The sequence below is a fragment of the Fulvivirga ligni genome, from assembly GCF_021389935.1.
Classification (GTDB): Bacteria; Bacteroidota; Bacteroidia; order Cytophagales; family Cyclobacteriaceae; genus Fulvivirga; species Fulvivirga ligni.
The window spans coordinates 6,317,253-6,335,151 of record NZ_CP089979.1 but is presented as its reverse complement, the minus strand read 5'-3'; the positions used below and the strand labels follow the sequence as shown (position 1 = coordinate 6,335,151).

The window sequence follows — 17,899 nt, the reverse complement described above, 5'->3', positions numbered from 1 at the left end:
CGATGAAAAAAATATATATACTTTTAGTCGGGTTGGTTTTGGCCTTATCTACCTCATGTAATGATGAGGAATTCTTAAGTAAGGAGCCAACAGACTTGTTGCTTCCTGAGCAAATTTGGAGCAGTAAAGTTTTAATAACGAATGTTCTTTCTGATTTATACGACAGAATACCGAACTACCAGCATTTTCAAAACATAGATGCTTATGGAGATTTAAATGAAGCATTAATCTCGAGAAACGGTACCTATGGAAGGTTTTCTAATAATGATTTCGGTTATGGAAGTTGGTTCATGTGGGATTATGGATATGTAAGAGACCTTAACCTTTTTTTAGAAAGCTTAGAAACTGAAGCTGTGATCTCGTCTCAGTTAACAAATGATGATCTGGAGAAGTTTGCCGCAGAGGCTAAGTTTCTAAGGGCTTTTCTTTACTTCAATATGGTGATTAGAGATGGCGGGGTGCCATTAATTCTAGAGCCTTTGGAGTATGATTTCAATGGCGATCCTGCTTATCTTCAATACCCACGAGCAAAAGAATATGAAATATATGATTTTGTAATTAATGAGTTAGAAGGTATAATAGATTATCTACCTGGCGATATCAATGAAAAAAGTAGGGCCACAAAAGGAGCTGCTTATGCGCTTATATCAAGAGCTGCATTATATGCTGGTTCTATCGCAAAGCATGGAACCTCAACGCCTTCCGTATCATTGCCTGGGGAAGAAGTTGGTATTCCTGCATCTATGGCTGATGACTATTATGAAAAATCATTAGAAGCCTCAGAGGCCGTGATGGATTTAGGGTATCAGCTTTATGTAGATGCTATTGACGAGAATGATCCTATAGAGAGTAGGATTAATAATTTTTCACAGCTATTCTTGGATAAGAGTGGTAATTCGGAAGTGATTTTTGTAGAAGATTTTTTATTAAAGCATAAATTTCAAGGTTTTACAGTAGAAAATCAGCCATTTAGCATGACCGAGGAGTCCTTCGGATCACGAATGAACCCATCATTAAACATGGTAGAAGAATTTGAGCTACTCGATAATACTTTTGAGCCTCTAAAGATCGAAGAGAGTGGGGATTACATACATTATAGTACGGCCCGTGAAATTTTCGCTAATAGAGACGCAAGATTGGAAGGTACTATAATAGTTCCTGGTTCTACATTTAAGGGAAATAAGTTGGATATATGGGGTGGATACATTGTTCCTGATGACTCAATAATTACAGCTACCGATTTTGTAACCCTGAAAAAACTGCCAGGAAAAGCTGATCCTGAGGTTGTAGTAGGTGGAGATGGTCCTATACCAGGACGTGAAAATACAGCCCAAACTGGGTTTCTGATAAGAAAATACCTCGATCCAATTGATGGAGCAGGTTCTTTAGGAACTCAAAGTGAAGTTTGGTGGATTCATTTTAGATACGGAGAAATTCTTCTCAATGCTTCTGAAGCATTGTTTGAATTAGGAAGAAGTGATGAGGCCGTAGATTATATGAATCTCTTAAGAAGACGAGCTGGTTTCACAACAGACCTTACCAGTGCAGATTTAACCTTTGATAGAATTGTACATGAAAGAAAAGTAGAATTGGCGTTTGAGTCTCATTTACTTTGGGATATGAAACGTTGGAGGTTGGCTCATGAAGTTTGGGATGGAAACTCTATGGATGTTCAGGATTTGGAAACAGGTCTTGGTGAGGCTGATAACCGAATGACACAAGTGTTTGCTTTGATACCATACAAGTACTATGATCCAAACCATCCTGATAATCCACCAGCTGCAGGGTTGGAAAATCATATTGACTGGGTTTTTAAAATTACTAAACCCAATCCGGTAACTGGAAATGACTTATTCAGATTAGGCAATTATTACTCTCAAATACCTGATGGCCATATTGCCTCCAATCCGAAACTAGTAAGAAATCCTAATCAATAATCTAAATTCTAAAATGATGTTTAAAAATAATATAAAAATACTTTTGGGATTAATGGCGGTGGTTTTCTTTGCGTCATGTGAGAAGGATAACTATGATGCTCCTGATGTTTTCTTCAAAGGTAATATTGTTTATAATGGAACGCCCATTAATGTGCAACATGACCAGGTAAGGTTTCAACTTTGGGAGCCTAAGTATAATTCTTTGCTACCTATAGATGTAGCAATTGCTCAAGATGGTTCATTTTCCTCAGTCTTATTCTCTGGGTCCTATAAGCTAACCTTCCCGGGTGGGCAAGGGCCTTATATTCCACTTGTGAATGGTGAGACTAATTCTGACACCATTAATGTCAATCTTAATGGAATTGTGGAAATGGATATTGAGGTGTTGCCGTATTACATGGTTAACAACAGTAATTTCTCCATTTCAGGTAGAACTATCTCAGCCTCTGCGGATCTTGAGCAAGTGATTACGGGAGATGATGCCAAAGGCATAGAAAGGGTAAATCTCTATATCAACAAAACTCAATTTGTAAGCGGAGGTAATAATATCAGAAACTCCGAAATTGGAGGAGGTGATATTACCGGGTCTTCTGTGAACCTGTCGGTTGATGTGCCAGATTTAGTGCCTAACCAAAACTACATCTACGCCCGCATAGGCTTAAAAATCCAAGGCGTAGAAGACATGATTTTTTCTCCTGTAGAAAAAATTGATCTCTAATAACTAAAAAGGACAGTGGGAAGAAATTTTTCTTCCCACTTCTTTTTTCATACAAGTTTCCGACCTACCCTAAACTCAAAGAATTCTATGTATTCTTCCCTTACCTTAACGCTGCTGTTTTTTCTCACTTTAGGCCTGAGTCCTATTGGTGATAGAGAAAAAGATGACGCTCAACCTAAATCTGAAGCTAATTACTTAACCAACCGCAGTCCTTTAATCAGTTCACCTTATCTGGAGTTACCTTTGGGAGCTATTAAGCCCCATGGCTGGCTAAAAGATCAGCTGGTGAAGCAAAAGCAGGGCATGACAGGCCACCTGGATGAGCAATATCCACTGGTGATGGGAAAAAGAAACGGCTGGCTCGGTGGTGATGGAGACCAGTGGGAAAGAGGACCTTATTGGATTGATGGTCTTTTGCCGCTGGCTTATATTTTGGACGATGAAGAGCTCAAAGCCAAAGTAAAGCCCTGGATAGAATGGAGTCTCAATAACCAGCGTGAAGATGGATATTTCGGGCCTATCCCACCCAAACAAGCCTATGGACATGAAGACGGCATCCAAAGAGATAATATTGAAGACTGGTGGCCAAAAATGGTGATGCTAAAGGTGCTTCAGCAGTATTACTCAGCCACTCAGGATCAGCGTGTTATACAGCTGATGACAAAATATTTTAAATACCAGTTAAAAGAATTACCAAACACCCCACTCGGCCATTGGACTTTCTGGGCTAACAGAAGAGGAGGCGATAATCTTCAGGTAATCTACTGGTTATACAACATTACTGGAGATAAATTTCTCCTTGATCTGGCGGAGATCGTCCATGAACAAACCTTCAACTGGACAGACGTTTTTCTCAACCAGGAACACCTAAGAACTAAAGGAAGTCTACACTGCGTGAATATAGCGCAAGGCATAAAAGAGCCCATCATTTACTATCAGCAGGCCAAAGACTCCACTTATATAAGGGCCGTTGAAAAAGGCTTTTATGATTTAATGAAATTTAATGGCCAGCCGCACGGCCTGTATGGAGGCGATGAATGGCTCCATGGTTCTGACCCTACTCAGGGCTCAGAATTTTGCTCAGCTGTAGAGATGATGTTCTCTTTGGAAAGTATGCTGAAAATCACAGGTATGCTGGATTTTGCCGAAAGGCTGGAGAGAGTAGCTTTCAACGCTCTCCCAACCCAAGCTAATGATGACTATACGGCAAGACAATATTTTCAACAATCTAACCAGATTGAAGCAAGCAGGAAATTAAGAAATTTCGTCCAGCAGAATGGAGGAAACACACTATGTTTCGGTTTACTTACTGGCTATCCTTGCTGCACATCCAATATGCATCAGGGATGGCCTAAGTTTGTACAGAATCTATGGTACGCTACGCCGGAAGGTGGCCTTGCTGCCCTGGTGTATGCTCCCAGTGAAGTGACTGCGAAAGTGGCTGACTGTGTTGAAGTTAACTTTATAGAAGAAACCAATTATCCTTTCGAAGAATCCGTAAAATTCACACTACAAAGGGCATCTAAGAAAAAAGTGACCTTTGATTTTGACCTTCGTATCCCTGAATGGTGTAGCCAGGCAAAGGTGCTGGTGAATGGACAAGAGTATGCCACCTCCAAAGGCGGTAAAATAGTTACTGTCAGTAGAGAATGGAAAAAGGGAGATCAGGTAACACTGGAATTCCCGATGCACATTGAAACTGAAAGGTGGCATGAAAGGGCACTTTCCGTTAAGAGAGGGCCGCTGGTATATGCCTTAAAAGTGGAGGAAGAATGGAAGAAAGTAGAAAACAAAAAAGATCCGCAGTGGTATGGCGACTTCTATTATGAGGTGTATGCCAAAAGCCCATGGAACTACGGCCTTTTGAGGCAAGATCATTTGGTCTCTACCATGACATTCAGTGCCAAGCAAGTCAATGGTTATCCCTGGAATCTGGAAAATGCTCCGTTGGAAATAAAAGCTACAGCAAAAAGGGTAAGCAGATGGCAGGAATATAATGGAATGGCAGGTCCAATACCTTATAGCCCCAACTGGGAGCCTAATCAGGAAGTAGAAGAAATCACATTAATACCTTACGGATGCACCACGATGAGAATCAGTGAGTTCCCGGAAGTTTGGTAATAAAGAAAATCACTCATGAAATTAAAGAATATTTTACTCACCGCAGGTGCTGTGTGTCTGCTCATAGCTTGCGATAAAAAAGAACAGCCGAAGCTGGCCGTAGAAAAAAAAGTAGAGCTTCAGGCTGAGCCATTTGCTTTACATCAGGTGGAACTATTGGAAAGTCCGTTCACTCATGCCTATGAAAAAGATAGGGAATGGATTCTATTGCTGAAGCCAGATCGACTGTTGTATAGGTTCAGGAAGTTTGCTGGTCTGCAACCCAAGGATTCAATCTATGGTGGTTGGGAGAGCAGAGGTGTTTCCGGTCAGACTTTAGGGCATTATTTGTCGGCACTGGCCATGGGATATGATGCTACTGGCGATAAGGAGTTTCTAGATAGAGCAAATTATATAGTTGACGAATTAGCGGATTGTCAAAAAGCCTATGGAAATGGCTATGTAGGCGCTGTGCCTGAGCATGAGAGAATATTTAAGGAGGTCAGTAATGGAGATATCAGATCGGCAGGCTTTGATCTTAATGGTGGCTGGGTGCCATGGTATAATTTGCATAAGCTTTTTGCAGGATTAATCGATGTGTACTTGCTCACTGGCAATGAAAAAGCCAAAGAAATAGTTACCCAATTGGGAGATTGGGCGGTAAATACTGTAGGCAGTCTTAGTCAGGATGATTTTCAGAAAATGCTTGCCTGTGAGCATGGAGGGATGAATGAATCTCTCACTTACCTATATGGCATTACCGGCGATAAGAAATATTATGATCTGGCCGAAAAGTTTAATCATAAGGCGGTCTTAGATCCAATTATTCACCAAAATGATCAGTTGGAAGGTTTGCACGCCAATACTCAGATTCCAAAATTGATAGGCCTTGGCCGTCAGTATGAGTTTAGTGGAGACGATAGCAAGCGGGCAGGAGTAGAGTTCTTTTGGAACAGAGTGGTAAACCATCATAGCTATGTAATAGGTGGTAACAGCAACTTTGAGCATTTTGGGCCGGCCGATAATCTTACCGGCAGGTTGAGTACTAACTCAGCAGAGACCTGCAATACTTACAACATGCTGAAGCTCACTCGTGAATTGTTCACCTGGGATCCTCAGGCTCAGTATGCAGACTATTATGAAAGAGCTTTATACAATCATATTCTGGCTTCTCAAAACCCTGAAACGGGCATGATTACCTACTATGTAAACATGGCTTCAGGTGAAGGTAAAAAATTCAGTCACGCCACGGAAGATTTCTGGTGCTGCGTGGGAACAGGTCTGGAAAATCATGTGAAATACGGTGGAAATATCTATTTCCATCATCAAAATACCCTTTGGGCTAATCTTTTTATTCCATCCATCCTTAATTGGGAAGAGCAGAAGACCAAGATAAAGCTGGAGACCAACTATCCGGAAGAAAGCAGTATGAAATATACGATTACTGTGGATCAGCCTAAAGAACTGAATATTCAACTGAGATGGCCTGCCTGGGCTGCTAGCAAGCCTTTAGTTCGGGTTAATGGAGAAATGGTAGAAGTAGATGGAAACCCATCATCTTATATTTCCATCAAAAGAGAGTGGAAGGATGGTGATATTCTGGAATACGAGCTACCAATGAGCATTCATACTGAAGATTTACGTGGCGACAGCTCTAAAAAGGCCATTCTTTATGGTCCACTAGTACTTGCGGCTGATCTTGGCATCAAAGAGTTGAACCCTGAAGATATTCCATCATTTGTATTAAATGAGAGCACATTAGAATCTGCTTTGGAGAAAAAGGAAGGTGATGATCTTATGTTTAGAACGGTGAATGTAACCAAACCATCTGATGCGGTGCTCAAGCCTTTTTATCAAATCTATAAAGATAATTATGCTGTTTACTTTGACTTCATGGATGAGGATGGCTGGCAAAATAAACTAGCACAGCTAAATGCTCAGAAGGCAGCCAAGGAAAAGCTGGAGAAAAATACGCTTGATATCGTGAGAATAGGCGAAATGCAGCCAGAAAGAGATCATAATTTCACAGGTGAAAAGACAGAAGCCGGTGGAACCACAGAAAAATGGAGGCACGCTACCGATGGAGGCTGGTTCTCTTACGAAATGTCATTATCTGATCAGAATAAAAATATAGCCTTGGTGTGCCGATACTTCGGTCCTGATGGTGGCAACAGAGTCTTCGATATCATGGTAGACAATGAAAAGATTGCCACGCAGCAAATAAAGAAAAACGGCCAGGATTATTATTTCATCACTTACCCCATTCCTAATGCCTTGTTGAAGGGGAAGAAATCTATCGTAGTCAAATTTCAGGCCCATCCCGGGGCCACAGCGGGCGGTATATTTGGTTGCAGGCTCATTAACGAGAATGCTGACCTTGACTTAAGCCTGATCTAATCTCAAATCAAAAAACTATCAAACCATATGCATTAGTTATGTAAATCAATTTTCAACACCTAAACCCCTCCCTTATGTTAAACTTAGAAAATAGAGCCTCTAATAGGCTCTTTAATCTGGTATTATTTTTTTCTTTTTTTACGTGTGTTTTTAACACTTATTCGCAGCAGGTTACTCTTTCCAAACAAGAGTATTATGACAAAACACTGGCTATGCTCATTGGTACATGTGGTGGTGTAGTCACGGGATATGAATATCTGAAAGTATACAATACGCCTAATGGGTTTTACCAGCCCGGAGCTACTGTGAAACAGCCCGTTGAGTTTCTTTTGGGCCTTCCTGACGATTGGTTTATCCTGTTGAACGGTACTTTGGGCGGCACCACCAAAGATGAATACAATTACTTTTCGAATTACCAGCCTGGCATTATCTACTCTGATGATGACCAGCATGTAGAAGTATTCAACCAGCATATCCTGGAACAGTATGGCCCCTCAGTGGCTTTTGAGGATATTAAGAAGGAATGGATTACCCATGATCTGCGTGATTTTGGAGGTACAGCTGATGCCCTAGGCCTAATTAACAGTAAAAATTTAATTGCTCCTTTAATGGGCCAGAGGGAACATGGTAATTATGGGCACTGGCTCCCGGAATGTTACATCGAACATGAAATGGTGGGCGCCAATTTTCCAGGTATGCCCAACAAGGCAGCTGAGTATGTAGCCAAGTTTGCCAGCATGTCGGGCCAGGGAGAGAATCTGCTTTGGGGGCAATATTGGGCAGCAGCTCATGCTATCGCCTACTTTGAAACGGATGCTCGTGTGGTGGTAGAAAAAGCACTGGGCGTATTGCCGCAAAATTGTTATGCCCGGGAAATGTATGATATAGCCGTTTCTTTACATCAAAAATATCCTAACGACTGGCGAGCGGCTGTCCGTGAGCTGTGGAATGATCACAGAAGAGGCGTATACGCAGTAGGGTCAGATAAAGTGCATTTGCAGCCAGAAGTGAATCACGGCCTTGGATTACTGGCCGTGTTCTATGGGGAAAATAACTACATGGAGACCCTCAAAATCTGCTCACTGGCTGGTGGAGATGGAGATTGTACTGCCGCTAATATTTGCGGTATGATGGGGATTATCAAAGGAATGTCAGGCACACCCCAGGCTTTTGTTGATAATATTTATGCTAATGGAAACGGTAAGTGGATCAACGATATGAACCATGCATTGCATATGGATAAAGACTTTCCTGTGGAGCATAAGTTCACCGATCTTACCAGTTTGTTCCAAAGAAATATGGAGCGTATGCTTAGGGCTTATGGTGGCACTGTCGCTGGAAATACCTATAATGTAAACAGAGAAACAGCCAATATCCCTAGCATTGCCACTCAAAACTGGGATTTTGAAATGGGTGACTTTACTAATTGGAATGTCTGGGGCTCAGCCGGTAATAGCAACGCTGTTTTTGTAGAACGACAATGCAACAATGGCACTAAAGCCTGCTTTGCGGCAACAGGAGAATATAAAGGGACCGTAATCACTGGCTCGGATCAGGATGATGCCAAGCTTTACCAGACGGTGACGGGATTAACCCCCGGAGCCACTTATAAAGTAGAAGCCCGTATGAATAGCACGGCAGGCAGACAGGCCCGCTTCTATGCAGATAACTACGGCGGACCATACATTTACACCTCCATTTATAATCATTTGTCGGATTTTCCTTATCGCTATTTGTATGTAACGCTTGGTCCTAATAGCACTTCCATGGATGTAGGCATGCACACGCCACCAACCACTAACCCAGGTAAGTGGGCTAACTTGGATGATATTGTTATAACTCAGGTACCCACCTTGCCATCAGTAAGTTATGAATCAGAGAATGCCGTGCTCAATGCTGTTCGTTTATACAATTCTTCATCGGCCTCAGGTGGATCTTATGTAGGCGGAATTGATTCCAATACCAGCTCCATCGAATTTCAAAATGTTTCTGCTTCTTACTCGGGTGAGCATATGGTAAGGATTTTCTATGCCAATGCTACTACTTCCATGGGCTTACATCAACTTCAGGTAAATGGTGTCAGCCTGGGTAATGTTGAATATCCTGACAGCGGCCCGTGGGGACAGTTTTCACAGAATTTCATAGAGGCTCCGGTACGCTTAAATGAAGGTAGTAATACCATCAAACTTACCAGAGTGGCCAATTATGCTGAGATTGATAAGATTGAAGTATTGGCGGCATTTGATGGAAACAAGCCAGCTGACGATTCTGGTATTCTCACTGGCGGTGTTTATAAAATCATCAACCGAAATTCAAATAAGAGTTTAGATCTTGGCTCTAGCGGCCAAAATAATGGTGATAACTTGTTGCAATGGGATTATTTCGGTAGCAACAATCAAAAATTCAGATTGGAGGAAGTGAGTCATGGTGTATATGCTATTTATCCGCTTCATAGCAATAAATCACTAGATGTTTTAGGTGTTTCAATGGCCAATGGAGCTACGGTGGTGCAGTGGGATTATCTTGGTGGAGGCAACCAGCAATGGGCTGTAGTGAGCACCGGCGATGGATTCTTTAAGCTGATTAACAATAATAGTGGCAAGGTGATGGAAGTGGCAAATGCCTCTGTTCAAAATGGTGCTGACGTTAGGCAATGGCAATACACCGGAGGAGCACACCAGCAATGGAAACTGGAAAAACTCGCTGATCCTGCTCCAAATCAGGTAGTTTCAGGTGGTGTTTATAGAATGATCAATAAAATGAGCGGCAAGTCATTAGATATCGATGCCATGTCACAAAATAACCTGGCGCAACTCATTCAGTGGGAATATTTGGGCAACCTGAATCAACAATACAAAGTAGAACTGACCAATGGAGGTTTTTACCGAATAACACCCATGCATTCCGGCAAGTCACTTGAGATAGAGAATTCACTGACCACCAACGGTGCTTTTGTAAAGCAATTCGATTATTGGGGTGGCCACAATCAGCAGTGGTCTATCATACCTGAAAGTAATGGTTATTACAGAATAATTAATCGTCATAGCGGGAAGGCCATGGATGTTTTAGGGCTGAATACGAATAACGGAGCCAAGGTAGGGCAGTGGGACTTTGTTGGTGGAGATAGTCAGTTATGGAGATTTGAGCGAGATTTTTCTAAGCCATCAGGTTTTGCCAGAGAAGAATCACCCGAAAGTAAATTGGATTCTCAATTTAACGTATTTCCTAATCCTACCGAGGGCAAGCTCACGGTTCAATTGCCTAAATTACAGTCTCAAATCAATGTGAAATTACTCACTATTGATGGGAAAGAGCTCTTGCACAAAGATTATGAAAACACCCAGCAAATAGAGCTTGAAACATCTTCACTAGGTCATCAGGGTATGATTTTATTGAAGATCAGTTCGGGAGACTATTCCAGATGTGAAAAAATATTATTGAAATAAAAATGAAAGACAGCCTTAAAGCACAAGATTGCGGTCATGCTTTAAGGCTGTTTATAAAACTGATACTATGAGAAACCTTTTGTACCTTTTACTACTCTTGCTAAGTGCCAATGTAATGGCTCAATCTTCAAAGCAAGAGCCCAAAATGAAATTTGGTGATACTTCACGTCTGGGAAGACCTTTTTCCAAAGATCCGCACGTGGTAAATTTCAAAGGCAGGTATCTCATGTATTACTCCACTCCTCCCAACGATAAATTTAAAGGCTGGGGCATTGGCATAGCCGAAAGTCACAACTTAACTAGCTGGAAACCAATAGATCATATTGCCGCTGAATATGATTATGAGGCCAAAGGGCTGTGTGCTCCTGGGGCTTTGGTGAGAAACGATACAGTGCACCTTTTCTATCAGACTTATGGTAACTGGGAAAAGGATGCTATCTGCCATGCCTGGTCAGTGGATGGTGTTCATTTTCAGAAAAACGCTACCAACCCAATATTCCGACCTCAGGGCAGCTGGACGGTTGGCCGTGCTATAGATGCGGAAGTGGGAATGTTCAAAGGGAAATTCTATTTATACTTCGCCACCCGTGACACCACCATGACTACCCAAATGCAAGGTGTGGCGGTGGCCAAAGGACAATCTTTTGACAGAGACCAGTGGATACAACAAGGGGATGGACCTGTGCTTGCCCATAAATATCCATGGGAAGGAGAGTGCGTGGAAGGAGCTTCAGTGATTACCAGAGGCGATGAAATGTACATGTTTTATGCCGGTGCTTATAACAATCAGCCGCAGCAGGTGGGCCTGGCTAAAAGCAAGGATGGAGTACATTGGGAGCGTTTATCCAATAAGCCTTTTCTTGAAAATGGAGATCCCGGCAGCTGGAACAGTAGTGAGTCTGGTCATCCCCACATTTTTAAGGATAATGATGGTAAAACCTACCTCTTCTTCCAGGGAAATAATGACAATGGCCATACCTGGATGATTTCTAAAAAAGAGGTGCTATGGAATGCTGATGGACCTTATTTTAAGGATAATGATTGTCCTAAATAAGGGATGCAAAAGTACTGCACATATCATCTTGAGAGTTTAATGGCTACTTTAGCATCATTTGATTAACACTTTTCTAATGAATCCTTTCAAGCTACCACTATTATTATTACTTATTACCAGCATTTCTTTAGTTCAGGCACAAAGCACTGTCAGACAAAAGATTAGCATTAATTCAGGCTGGAAATTTCATCAAGGTGAACTTACTCAGCCATTTGCAGAATCAGTAGATTGGCAGCACATTGCTCTGCCCCATAGCTGGAATGCTCAGGATGCTACTGATGAAGAGCCAGGTTATTATCGTGGTGAAGCCTGGTATACTAAAGAATTGTCCATTAGCCCTAATTGGAAAGGTAAAAAGCTCTACCTGTTTTTTGAAGGGGCCAATCAGGAAGCTGAAGTTTTTGTAAATGGCCAGAAGGCAGGGAGTCATATCGGAGGCTATACTCGCTTTGCCATTCCTATGACCAACCTCATAGACTTTGAAAAATCTACAGCCACCATAGCTGTGAAGCTGAACAACCGTCATAATGAAGAGATACCTCCTTTAGAAGCAGATTTTACTTTCTTCGGTGGTATCTACAGAGATGTTTATGTAGTAGCTTTGGAGCCTGTTCATACCGATTTAGAAAAATATGCCTCTTCTGGTGTTCAGATAACCACTCCGCAAGTGTCAACCGAGCAGGCTGAAGTGGAGGTGATGACTCATTTGGTTAATGAGCAAAAACAAGCGAGCAAAGTAGAAGTTCAACAGCTGATTTTAGATGCGGATAAGAAGGTCATAGCAAAGGTATTTAATAAACTTACGTTAAAGCCAGGTTTGGCTGCAGATCTGAGTCAGAATATAAAAGAAATTAAAAACCCGCATTTATGGTCTATTGAAGATCCTTATTTGTACACCGTTGTCACTAAAATAATAGACAGCAAAAGTAAGCAGGTGCTGGATGAAGTAGAAAATTCCCTGGGATTTCGATGGTTTAAATTTGACGGCAATGAAGGCTTTTCACTTAACGGGAAACATGTAAAACTGATTGGCACTAACCGACACCAGGATTATTTAAGCTTAGGTAATGCCCTGCCTGATGCGCTGCATATCAATGACATCAAATTGCTGAAAGCCATGGGTGGCAACTTCCTGAGAATAGCTCATTATCCTCAAGATCCTACCATTCTGGAGATGTGTGATAAGTTAGGGATTATTACTTCTGTAGAGATTCCGATCGTTAACAGAGTGACGGAATCAGAGGTTTTCCTCAGCAATTGCAAGCAGATGATGACGGAAATGATCCGTCAAAACTTTAATCATCCCAGCGTGGTGATATGGGCTTACATGAATGAAGTTCTGCTTAGGCCAAGATATGGTAATGATTCGGATGAACGAAAGGCTTATTATAAAGAAATCACTCGCCAGGCTCAGGAACTGGAAAATTTGATCAGAAAGGAAGATCCCACCAGATATACCATGATTCCTAATCACGGCTGGTTTGAAGGTTATAGAGATACTCAACTTACTCAAATTCCGATGATTGTCGGCTGGAATTTATATCCGGGGTGGTACGGAGCTGACATTCATGGCTTGGAGAAATTTCTGGAAAGGCATCATCAGGAATTATCTGATAAGCCATTGATAATCACCGAATATGGGGCAGGGGCCGATCCTAGATTGCATTCTTTTGACCCTAAACGATTTGATTTCACAGTGGAATATGAAACTTACTATCACAAGCACTATGTGGAGCAAATCAAAAAGTACCCGTTTGTAGCTGGTGCCAATGTTTGGAACCTGAATGATTTCTATTCTTCAGGCAGGAGAGATGCTGTGCCGCAAGTAAATAACAAAGGCCTGGTCACTCAGGATAGAAGACCAAAAGATGCTTTCTATTATTATCAGGCAGCCTTATGGAAAGAACCTTTTGTGGGCCTGGGATCAAAAATTTGGCAGTACAGAGCAGGTGTCGAAGATGCTGAAAATACTGGTGTTTCTTCTCAGGAATTTGAAGTGTACAGCAATCTGGATAAAGTAAATCTGTTTTTGAATGGTCAGGATTTGGGAGAGAAGCAGGTGAATAAGAATGTTGCGAGCTGGAAGGTCCCATTTAAAAATGGGATCAATTGGCTTGAAGCCATAGGGAAAAGAGATGGCAAGAAGGTAAAGGATTTTATGCAGGTGAATTTTCAGATTCAACCTTACGATCTAAAAAGTAAAAAATGGCCTTTTGAAGAAATCAGAATCAGTCTGGGAGATCACCGCTATTTTGTAGATGACCTCACCCATGAAGTATGGATGCCGGATCAGATGTACAAAGCAGGCCAATGGGGTGAAAAGGGTGATTTTCAATCTAAAAAGGAAAATCCTTCAGATATACTCGGTACCAATATTGACCCCATCTATCAAACCCAGCAGTATGATATCAAAGAATATCAGTTAGATGTTCCGGCAGGCAAGTATGAAGTAACTTTTTATTTTGCAGAATTACTATCTAATAAAGAGCTGGAGAAGTTGGTCTATAATCTTGGCAATGACACAAAACAGGAGAAGGCTTCTAAACGTGTATTTGATGTTTATATCAATGGAAATTTAATCATTGACGACCTGAATCTTGCGGAACAATACGGTGAACGTGTGGCCGTAGAAATCAAAACAGAGGTGTTTGTGGAAGATGAAAAAGGCCTTCAGTTAACTTTTGATGCTTCTGCTGGTCAGGCAGTGCTCAATGGGCTAAAAGTGAGAAAGGAATATTAGAACGGACTTTTTCATAGCATTCATTGAATTTAAGTGTATATTTAACACGTAAAAATAATCAACAAAAACGCTATGAAAATTCTAAACCGCTGGATCTTTACCTGCTGTCTTATGATGTCCTCAACTTTATGGGCGCAGGTTAAGGTTGACATTCAGACTGATAAGCCGTCTGTTAAAATTGACAAAGATATTTATGGGCATTTCGCAGAGCATCTTGGTAGATGTATCTATGGTGGATTCTATGTGGGTGAAGACTCTGAAATACCCAATACTGCCGGAGTAAGGAATGATGTAGTAAAGGCCCTTAAAGATCTTAAAATACCCAATTTGAGATGGCCCGGTGGTTGTTTTGCCGATACTTATCACTGGAAAGATGGTATTGGACCCAAAAAAGACAGACCTACTATTGTGAACAAATGGTGGGGTGGCGTTACGGAAGATAACAGTTTCGGTACCCATGACTTCCTAAATATGTGCGAACTGCTAGAGGCTGAGCCTTATCTCTCTGCTAATGTGGGAAGCGGTACCGTGCAGGAGGTTGCTGATTGGGCTCAGTACGTGACTCATGACGGACAGAGTCCTATGTCAGAATACCGAATAGAAAACGGTAGAAAAGAGCCGTGGGATGTGAAATTTTGGGGCATTGGAAACGAAGCGTGGGGCTGTGGTGGAAATATGACTCCTGAGTATTATTCAAATATCTACAGGAAATATGTGACCTTCATGCCTGGGGGTTTATATAGAATAGCTTCTGGCGCCAGTTCTGATGATTATAACTGGACTGAAGTACTAATGAAAAACATTCCTAATCACATGATCGAGGGCATGGCCTTGCATCACTATTCGGTAATCGACTGGGGGAATAAAGGCCCTGCGGCAACTTTCTCTGAAGAGCAATATTTCAAAATAATGAAGCAGGCGCTAAGAATGGAAGAGCTGATTGAAAAGCACAGTGCTATTATGGATAAGTATGATCCTGAAAAGAAAATTGCCTTAGTGGTTGATGAGTGGGGCGGCTGGTATGATGTGGAAGAGGGCACTAACCCGGGATTTCTATATCAGCAAAATACCATGAGAGATGCCATGATTGCCGGTGCTACCTTGAATATTTTCAATAATCACGCGGAGAGAGTTCGTATGGCTAACCTGGCTCAGGCTATTAACGTCTTGCAGGCTGTTATCCTTACTGATAAGGAAAAAATGATCCTTACGCCCACCTATTGGGTCATGAAGATGTACAGCGTACATCAGGATGCTCAGCTCTTGCCATTGAAGGTAGACGAAAAGTTCTATTCATTCGGAGATGATAAGCTGCCAGCTATTTCAGCTTCAGCTTCTAAAGATAGCAATGGTAAAATCCATATTTCTGTGGTGAACATTGACGCTAAAAAAGCCAATGACATCACGTTCAGTTTAGGAAATGTTGATTTAAAAAATGCTAAAGCAGAAATTTTAACTTCAGCTCAGCTACAAGACCACAACACCTTCGAGCAGCCTGACAAAATAAAGCTTGCTGAGTTTAAGAAATTCAAAGCTAAAAAAGGAGAACTTACTTTAACCGTACCACCATTTTCAGTGGTTGTATTTGAAGTGAATTAGTGAATTATTGCTTAATTCTTTGAGGCCATCCGGTAGTAATACTATCGGATGGTTTTTCATTTAAAGATCTTTTTAAAAATAGAAGATTGCTCTTTTCCTTCATTCAGCTTTTTGTATGTCTCGTAGTTAAATGAGGAGGCAGATATGATTTTATCTATGGGTAGTACAATTTCGAAATTGTCATTCTCATCTCGTGGGTAATTTGTGGTGAGGTCCAGTTTGCCCTCGGCATTGCGGTAACCAGAAAATAGCGGAATAATATTAATGAAGCCATCTTCTCCGTGTGGATCTCCCATTCTGGTAAGGCCGCCTACATAAACCTTTTGGGTGGTCAGCGTAAAAAGCATTGGCCTTCTTTTTATAAATTCCTGTAGCAAAAGCCTTTGAAATTCATCACCTTCCTTTCTAATGGCCAGGTATACCTGATAGTCTTCCCTTTTCCTAAATAGGAAATTGATAAATTCAGTGAGTATGGCTGGAATAAGAAATGATGCTGCCAAGGTATAGGCATAAGGTTCATTGATCTGTACGAAGCTTCTAATGCCTGCTTCGGCGCTGCTGATCATGCCATAAGGATCCCAATATTGTAAAGTTTTTGATAAAAGAAGAAGAGCAAATCCCCAGAGGATGCCGGCCACACCAGAAGCATAAATGAGTACCTGACGCGGCATGCGTCTAATTCTGTTTCTCCAAAAAATAGATCGTGATAAAAAATAAAATCCTCCGAGTAACGGGAGGACAATGATACTCCAGCTCATATTTGGAGATTATTATCTTTTCATATCGTCGTAGATGACTTTGATATGGGGGCTTTCGTAGAAATAGTCTCGGTCTACCTTTAGAGCGTTGTTGTCTGTTTCCACAAACTTCTTCTCTCTAAATAACTCTTTAATTTCTTTTTCCGATAGACTGTTTCCGTGACTATTCATAGCTAAGTGTTTAACGAAATATACTAAGAAAAAGTTGATTTTTCAATTTAATACTTGGTACTGCAAATATAAAAACACCTCATTAAATGCTCAAAAGCCATATAATGAGGCGTTTTCTATATTATAAAACTTCTGCAACTGTTTCAGCTTCAGGGTGTTTAAGTAAATCTTTTAGCTCTTCATAGCTTACAAATACCTCTGATGGACCTTTGGCATATGGAGCAATTTCATAGCTGTTATAGTAAAATTTGATTCCTTTATCTAATAGAGCAAAATTGTTCAGGTTGTAATAAACACCATCTTCAAACTCATAGCCTTCGTCACTTAAGTCAGTGCCAGGTTCTATTTTATAAGTTTCTCTGAATTTCTGCTCTACTATTTGGTTCAGCTTGGCATCAAATCCGGGCTTAAACAGTGATTCAAAATCAATCAGATCACCAGTAGCAGGATCAAAGTTTAGATAATGCATGTCAAAGCTTCCGTGAGCGCCACCGGTATAAATGTCTGCGGTGAGCTCTACTGTTACTGAAACAGAGTCGTTTCTAAGTACTTTCCCATTGATTTTAGCATACCAGCCAAAAGCTTCTCCGAAAGCCTCTTTCACCTCTTTGTAATCCGCTATAAAGCCTTCTACAAACATGGCGATAGATTTATTTTCCACTGAATCAGGGAAAAACTGATTAAGCACATAAGACTCTATTTGCTCATTAATAGCAGTGGCCTGCGATGGATGCTTATCAGTATCAAATTCAGGGTAATTGAGCTCAATGCGTGTACAATAGATGGATGTATCCGTATCGCACTGACCATACTGCTTGGTATAATCGTTAAAAGTATATTCCAGAGAAGTGATTTTTTCCTCTTGTGGCTCTTCTTCCGTAGTCTCCTCTTTAGGTTGCTTGGTACAACTGGTGGCTGCTGCTAGCAATAGCATCAGCAGCCAATGGTGTAGATTAATCTTCATGTCGCCAATATATTG

General features: G+C 41.2%; 11 protein-coding genes. 8 read left to right on the top strand and 3 right to left on the bottom strand.

From position 1 onward, the window contains the following. Nucleotides 1-2: 2 nt before the first annotated feature. From LVD16_RS26880 to LVD16_RS26845, 8 genes are all read left to right on the top strand, one after another. On the top strand, nt 3-1,937 hold the full coding sequence (locus LVD16_RS26880) for a RagB/SusD family nutrient uptake outer membrane protein (protein WP_233771386.1): 1,935 nt from the start codon (nt 3-5) through the stop codon (nt 1,935-1,937). 13 nt (nt 1,938-1,950) lie between these two features. Further along, a complete protein-coding gene (locus LVD16_RS26875; RefSeq protein WP_233771385.1) occupies nt 1,951-2,655 on the top strand; it encodes a DUF3823 domain-containing protein in 705 nt (234 codons plus the stop codon). Between the two features lie 87 nt (nt 2,656-2,742). Next, nucleotides 2,743-4,776, top strand: coding sequence for a beta-L-arabinofuranosidase domain-containing protein (locus tag LVD16_RS26870; RefSeq protein WP_233771384.1), 2,034 nt, complete (start codon nt 2,743-2,745; stop codon nt 4,774-4,776). A 15-nt stretch (nt 4,777-4,791) separates the two neighbouring features. Further along, nucleotides 4,792-7,152, top strand: a complete 2,361-nt coding sequence (locus tag LVD16_RS26865; protein ID WP_233771383.1) for a glycoside hydrolase family 127 protein — start codon at nt 4,792-4,794, stop codon at nt 7,150-7,152. A 74-nt stretch (nt 7,153-7,226) separates the two neighbouring features. Next, a complete protein-coding gene (locus LVD16_RS26860) occupies nt 7,227-10,598 on the top strand; it encodes an RICIN domain-containing protein (RefSeq protein WP_233771382.1) in 3,372 nt (1,123 codons plus the stop codon). A 67-nt stretch (nt 10,599-10,665) separates the two neighbouring features. After that, nucleotides 10,666-11,652 (top strand): family 43 glycosylhydrolase, encoded by a 987-nt coding sequence (locus LVD16_RS26855; RefSeq protein ID WP_233771381.1) that lies wholly within the window; start codon nt 10,666-10,668, stop codon nt 11,650-11,652. Nucleotides 11,653-11,728: 76 nt separating this feature from the next. Then, nucleotides 11,729-14,392 carry a glycoside hydrolase family 2 TIM barrel-domain containing protein gene (locus tag LVD16_RS26850; protein WP_233771380.1) on the top strand — a complete coding sequence of 888 codons (2,664 nt, stop codon included), beginning with the start codon at nt 11,729-11,731 and terminating at the stop codon, nt 14,390-14,392. A 72-nt stretch (nt 14,393-14,464) separates the two neighbouring features. After that, nucleotides 14,465-15,991 carry an alpha-N-arabinofuranosidase gene (locus LVD16_RS26845; RefSeq protein ID WP_233771379.1) on the top strand — a complete coding sequence of 509 codons (1,527 nt, stop codon included), beginning with the start codon at nt 14,465-14,467 and terminating at the stop codon, nt 15,989-15,991. A 56-nt stretch (nt 15,992-16,047) separates the two neighbouring features. Here the strand turns inward: LVD16_RS26845 and LVD16_RS26840 are convergent, their stop codons facing one another. From LVD16_RS26840 to LVD16_RS26830, 3 genes are all read right to left on the bottom strand, one after another. Next, nucleotides 16,048-16,662 carry a hypothetical protein gene (locus LVD16_RS26840; RefSeq protein WP_233771378.1) on the bottom strand — a complete coding sequence of 205 codons (615 nt, stop codon included), beginning with the start codon at nt 16,660-16,662 and terminating at the stop codon, nt 16,048-16,050. A 99-nt stretch (nt 16,663-16,761) separates the two neighbouring features. After that, nucleotides 16,762-16,920 carry a hypothetical protein gene (locus tag LVD16_RS26835; protein ID WP_233771377.1) on the bottom strand — a complete coding sequence of 53 codons (159 nt, stop codon included), beginning with the start codon at nt 16,918-16,920 and terminating at the stop codon, nt 16,762-16,764. 121 nt (nt 16,921-17,041) lie between these two features. Next, entirely contained in the window at nt 17,042-17,884 is an 843-nt protein-coding gene (locus tag LVD16_RS26830; RefSeq protein WP_233771376.1) for a DUF3298 and DUF4163 domain-containing protein, read from the bottom strand. Nucleotides 17,885-17,899: the final 15 nt, after the last annotated feature.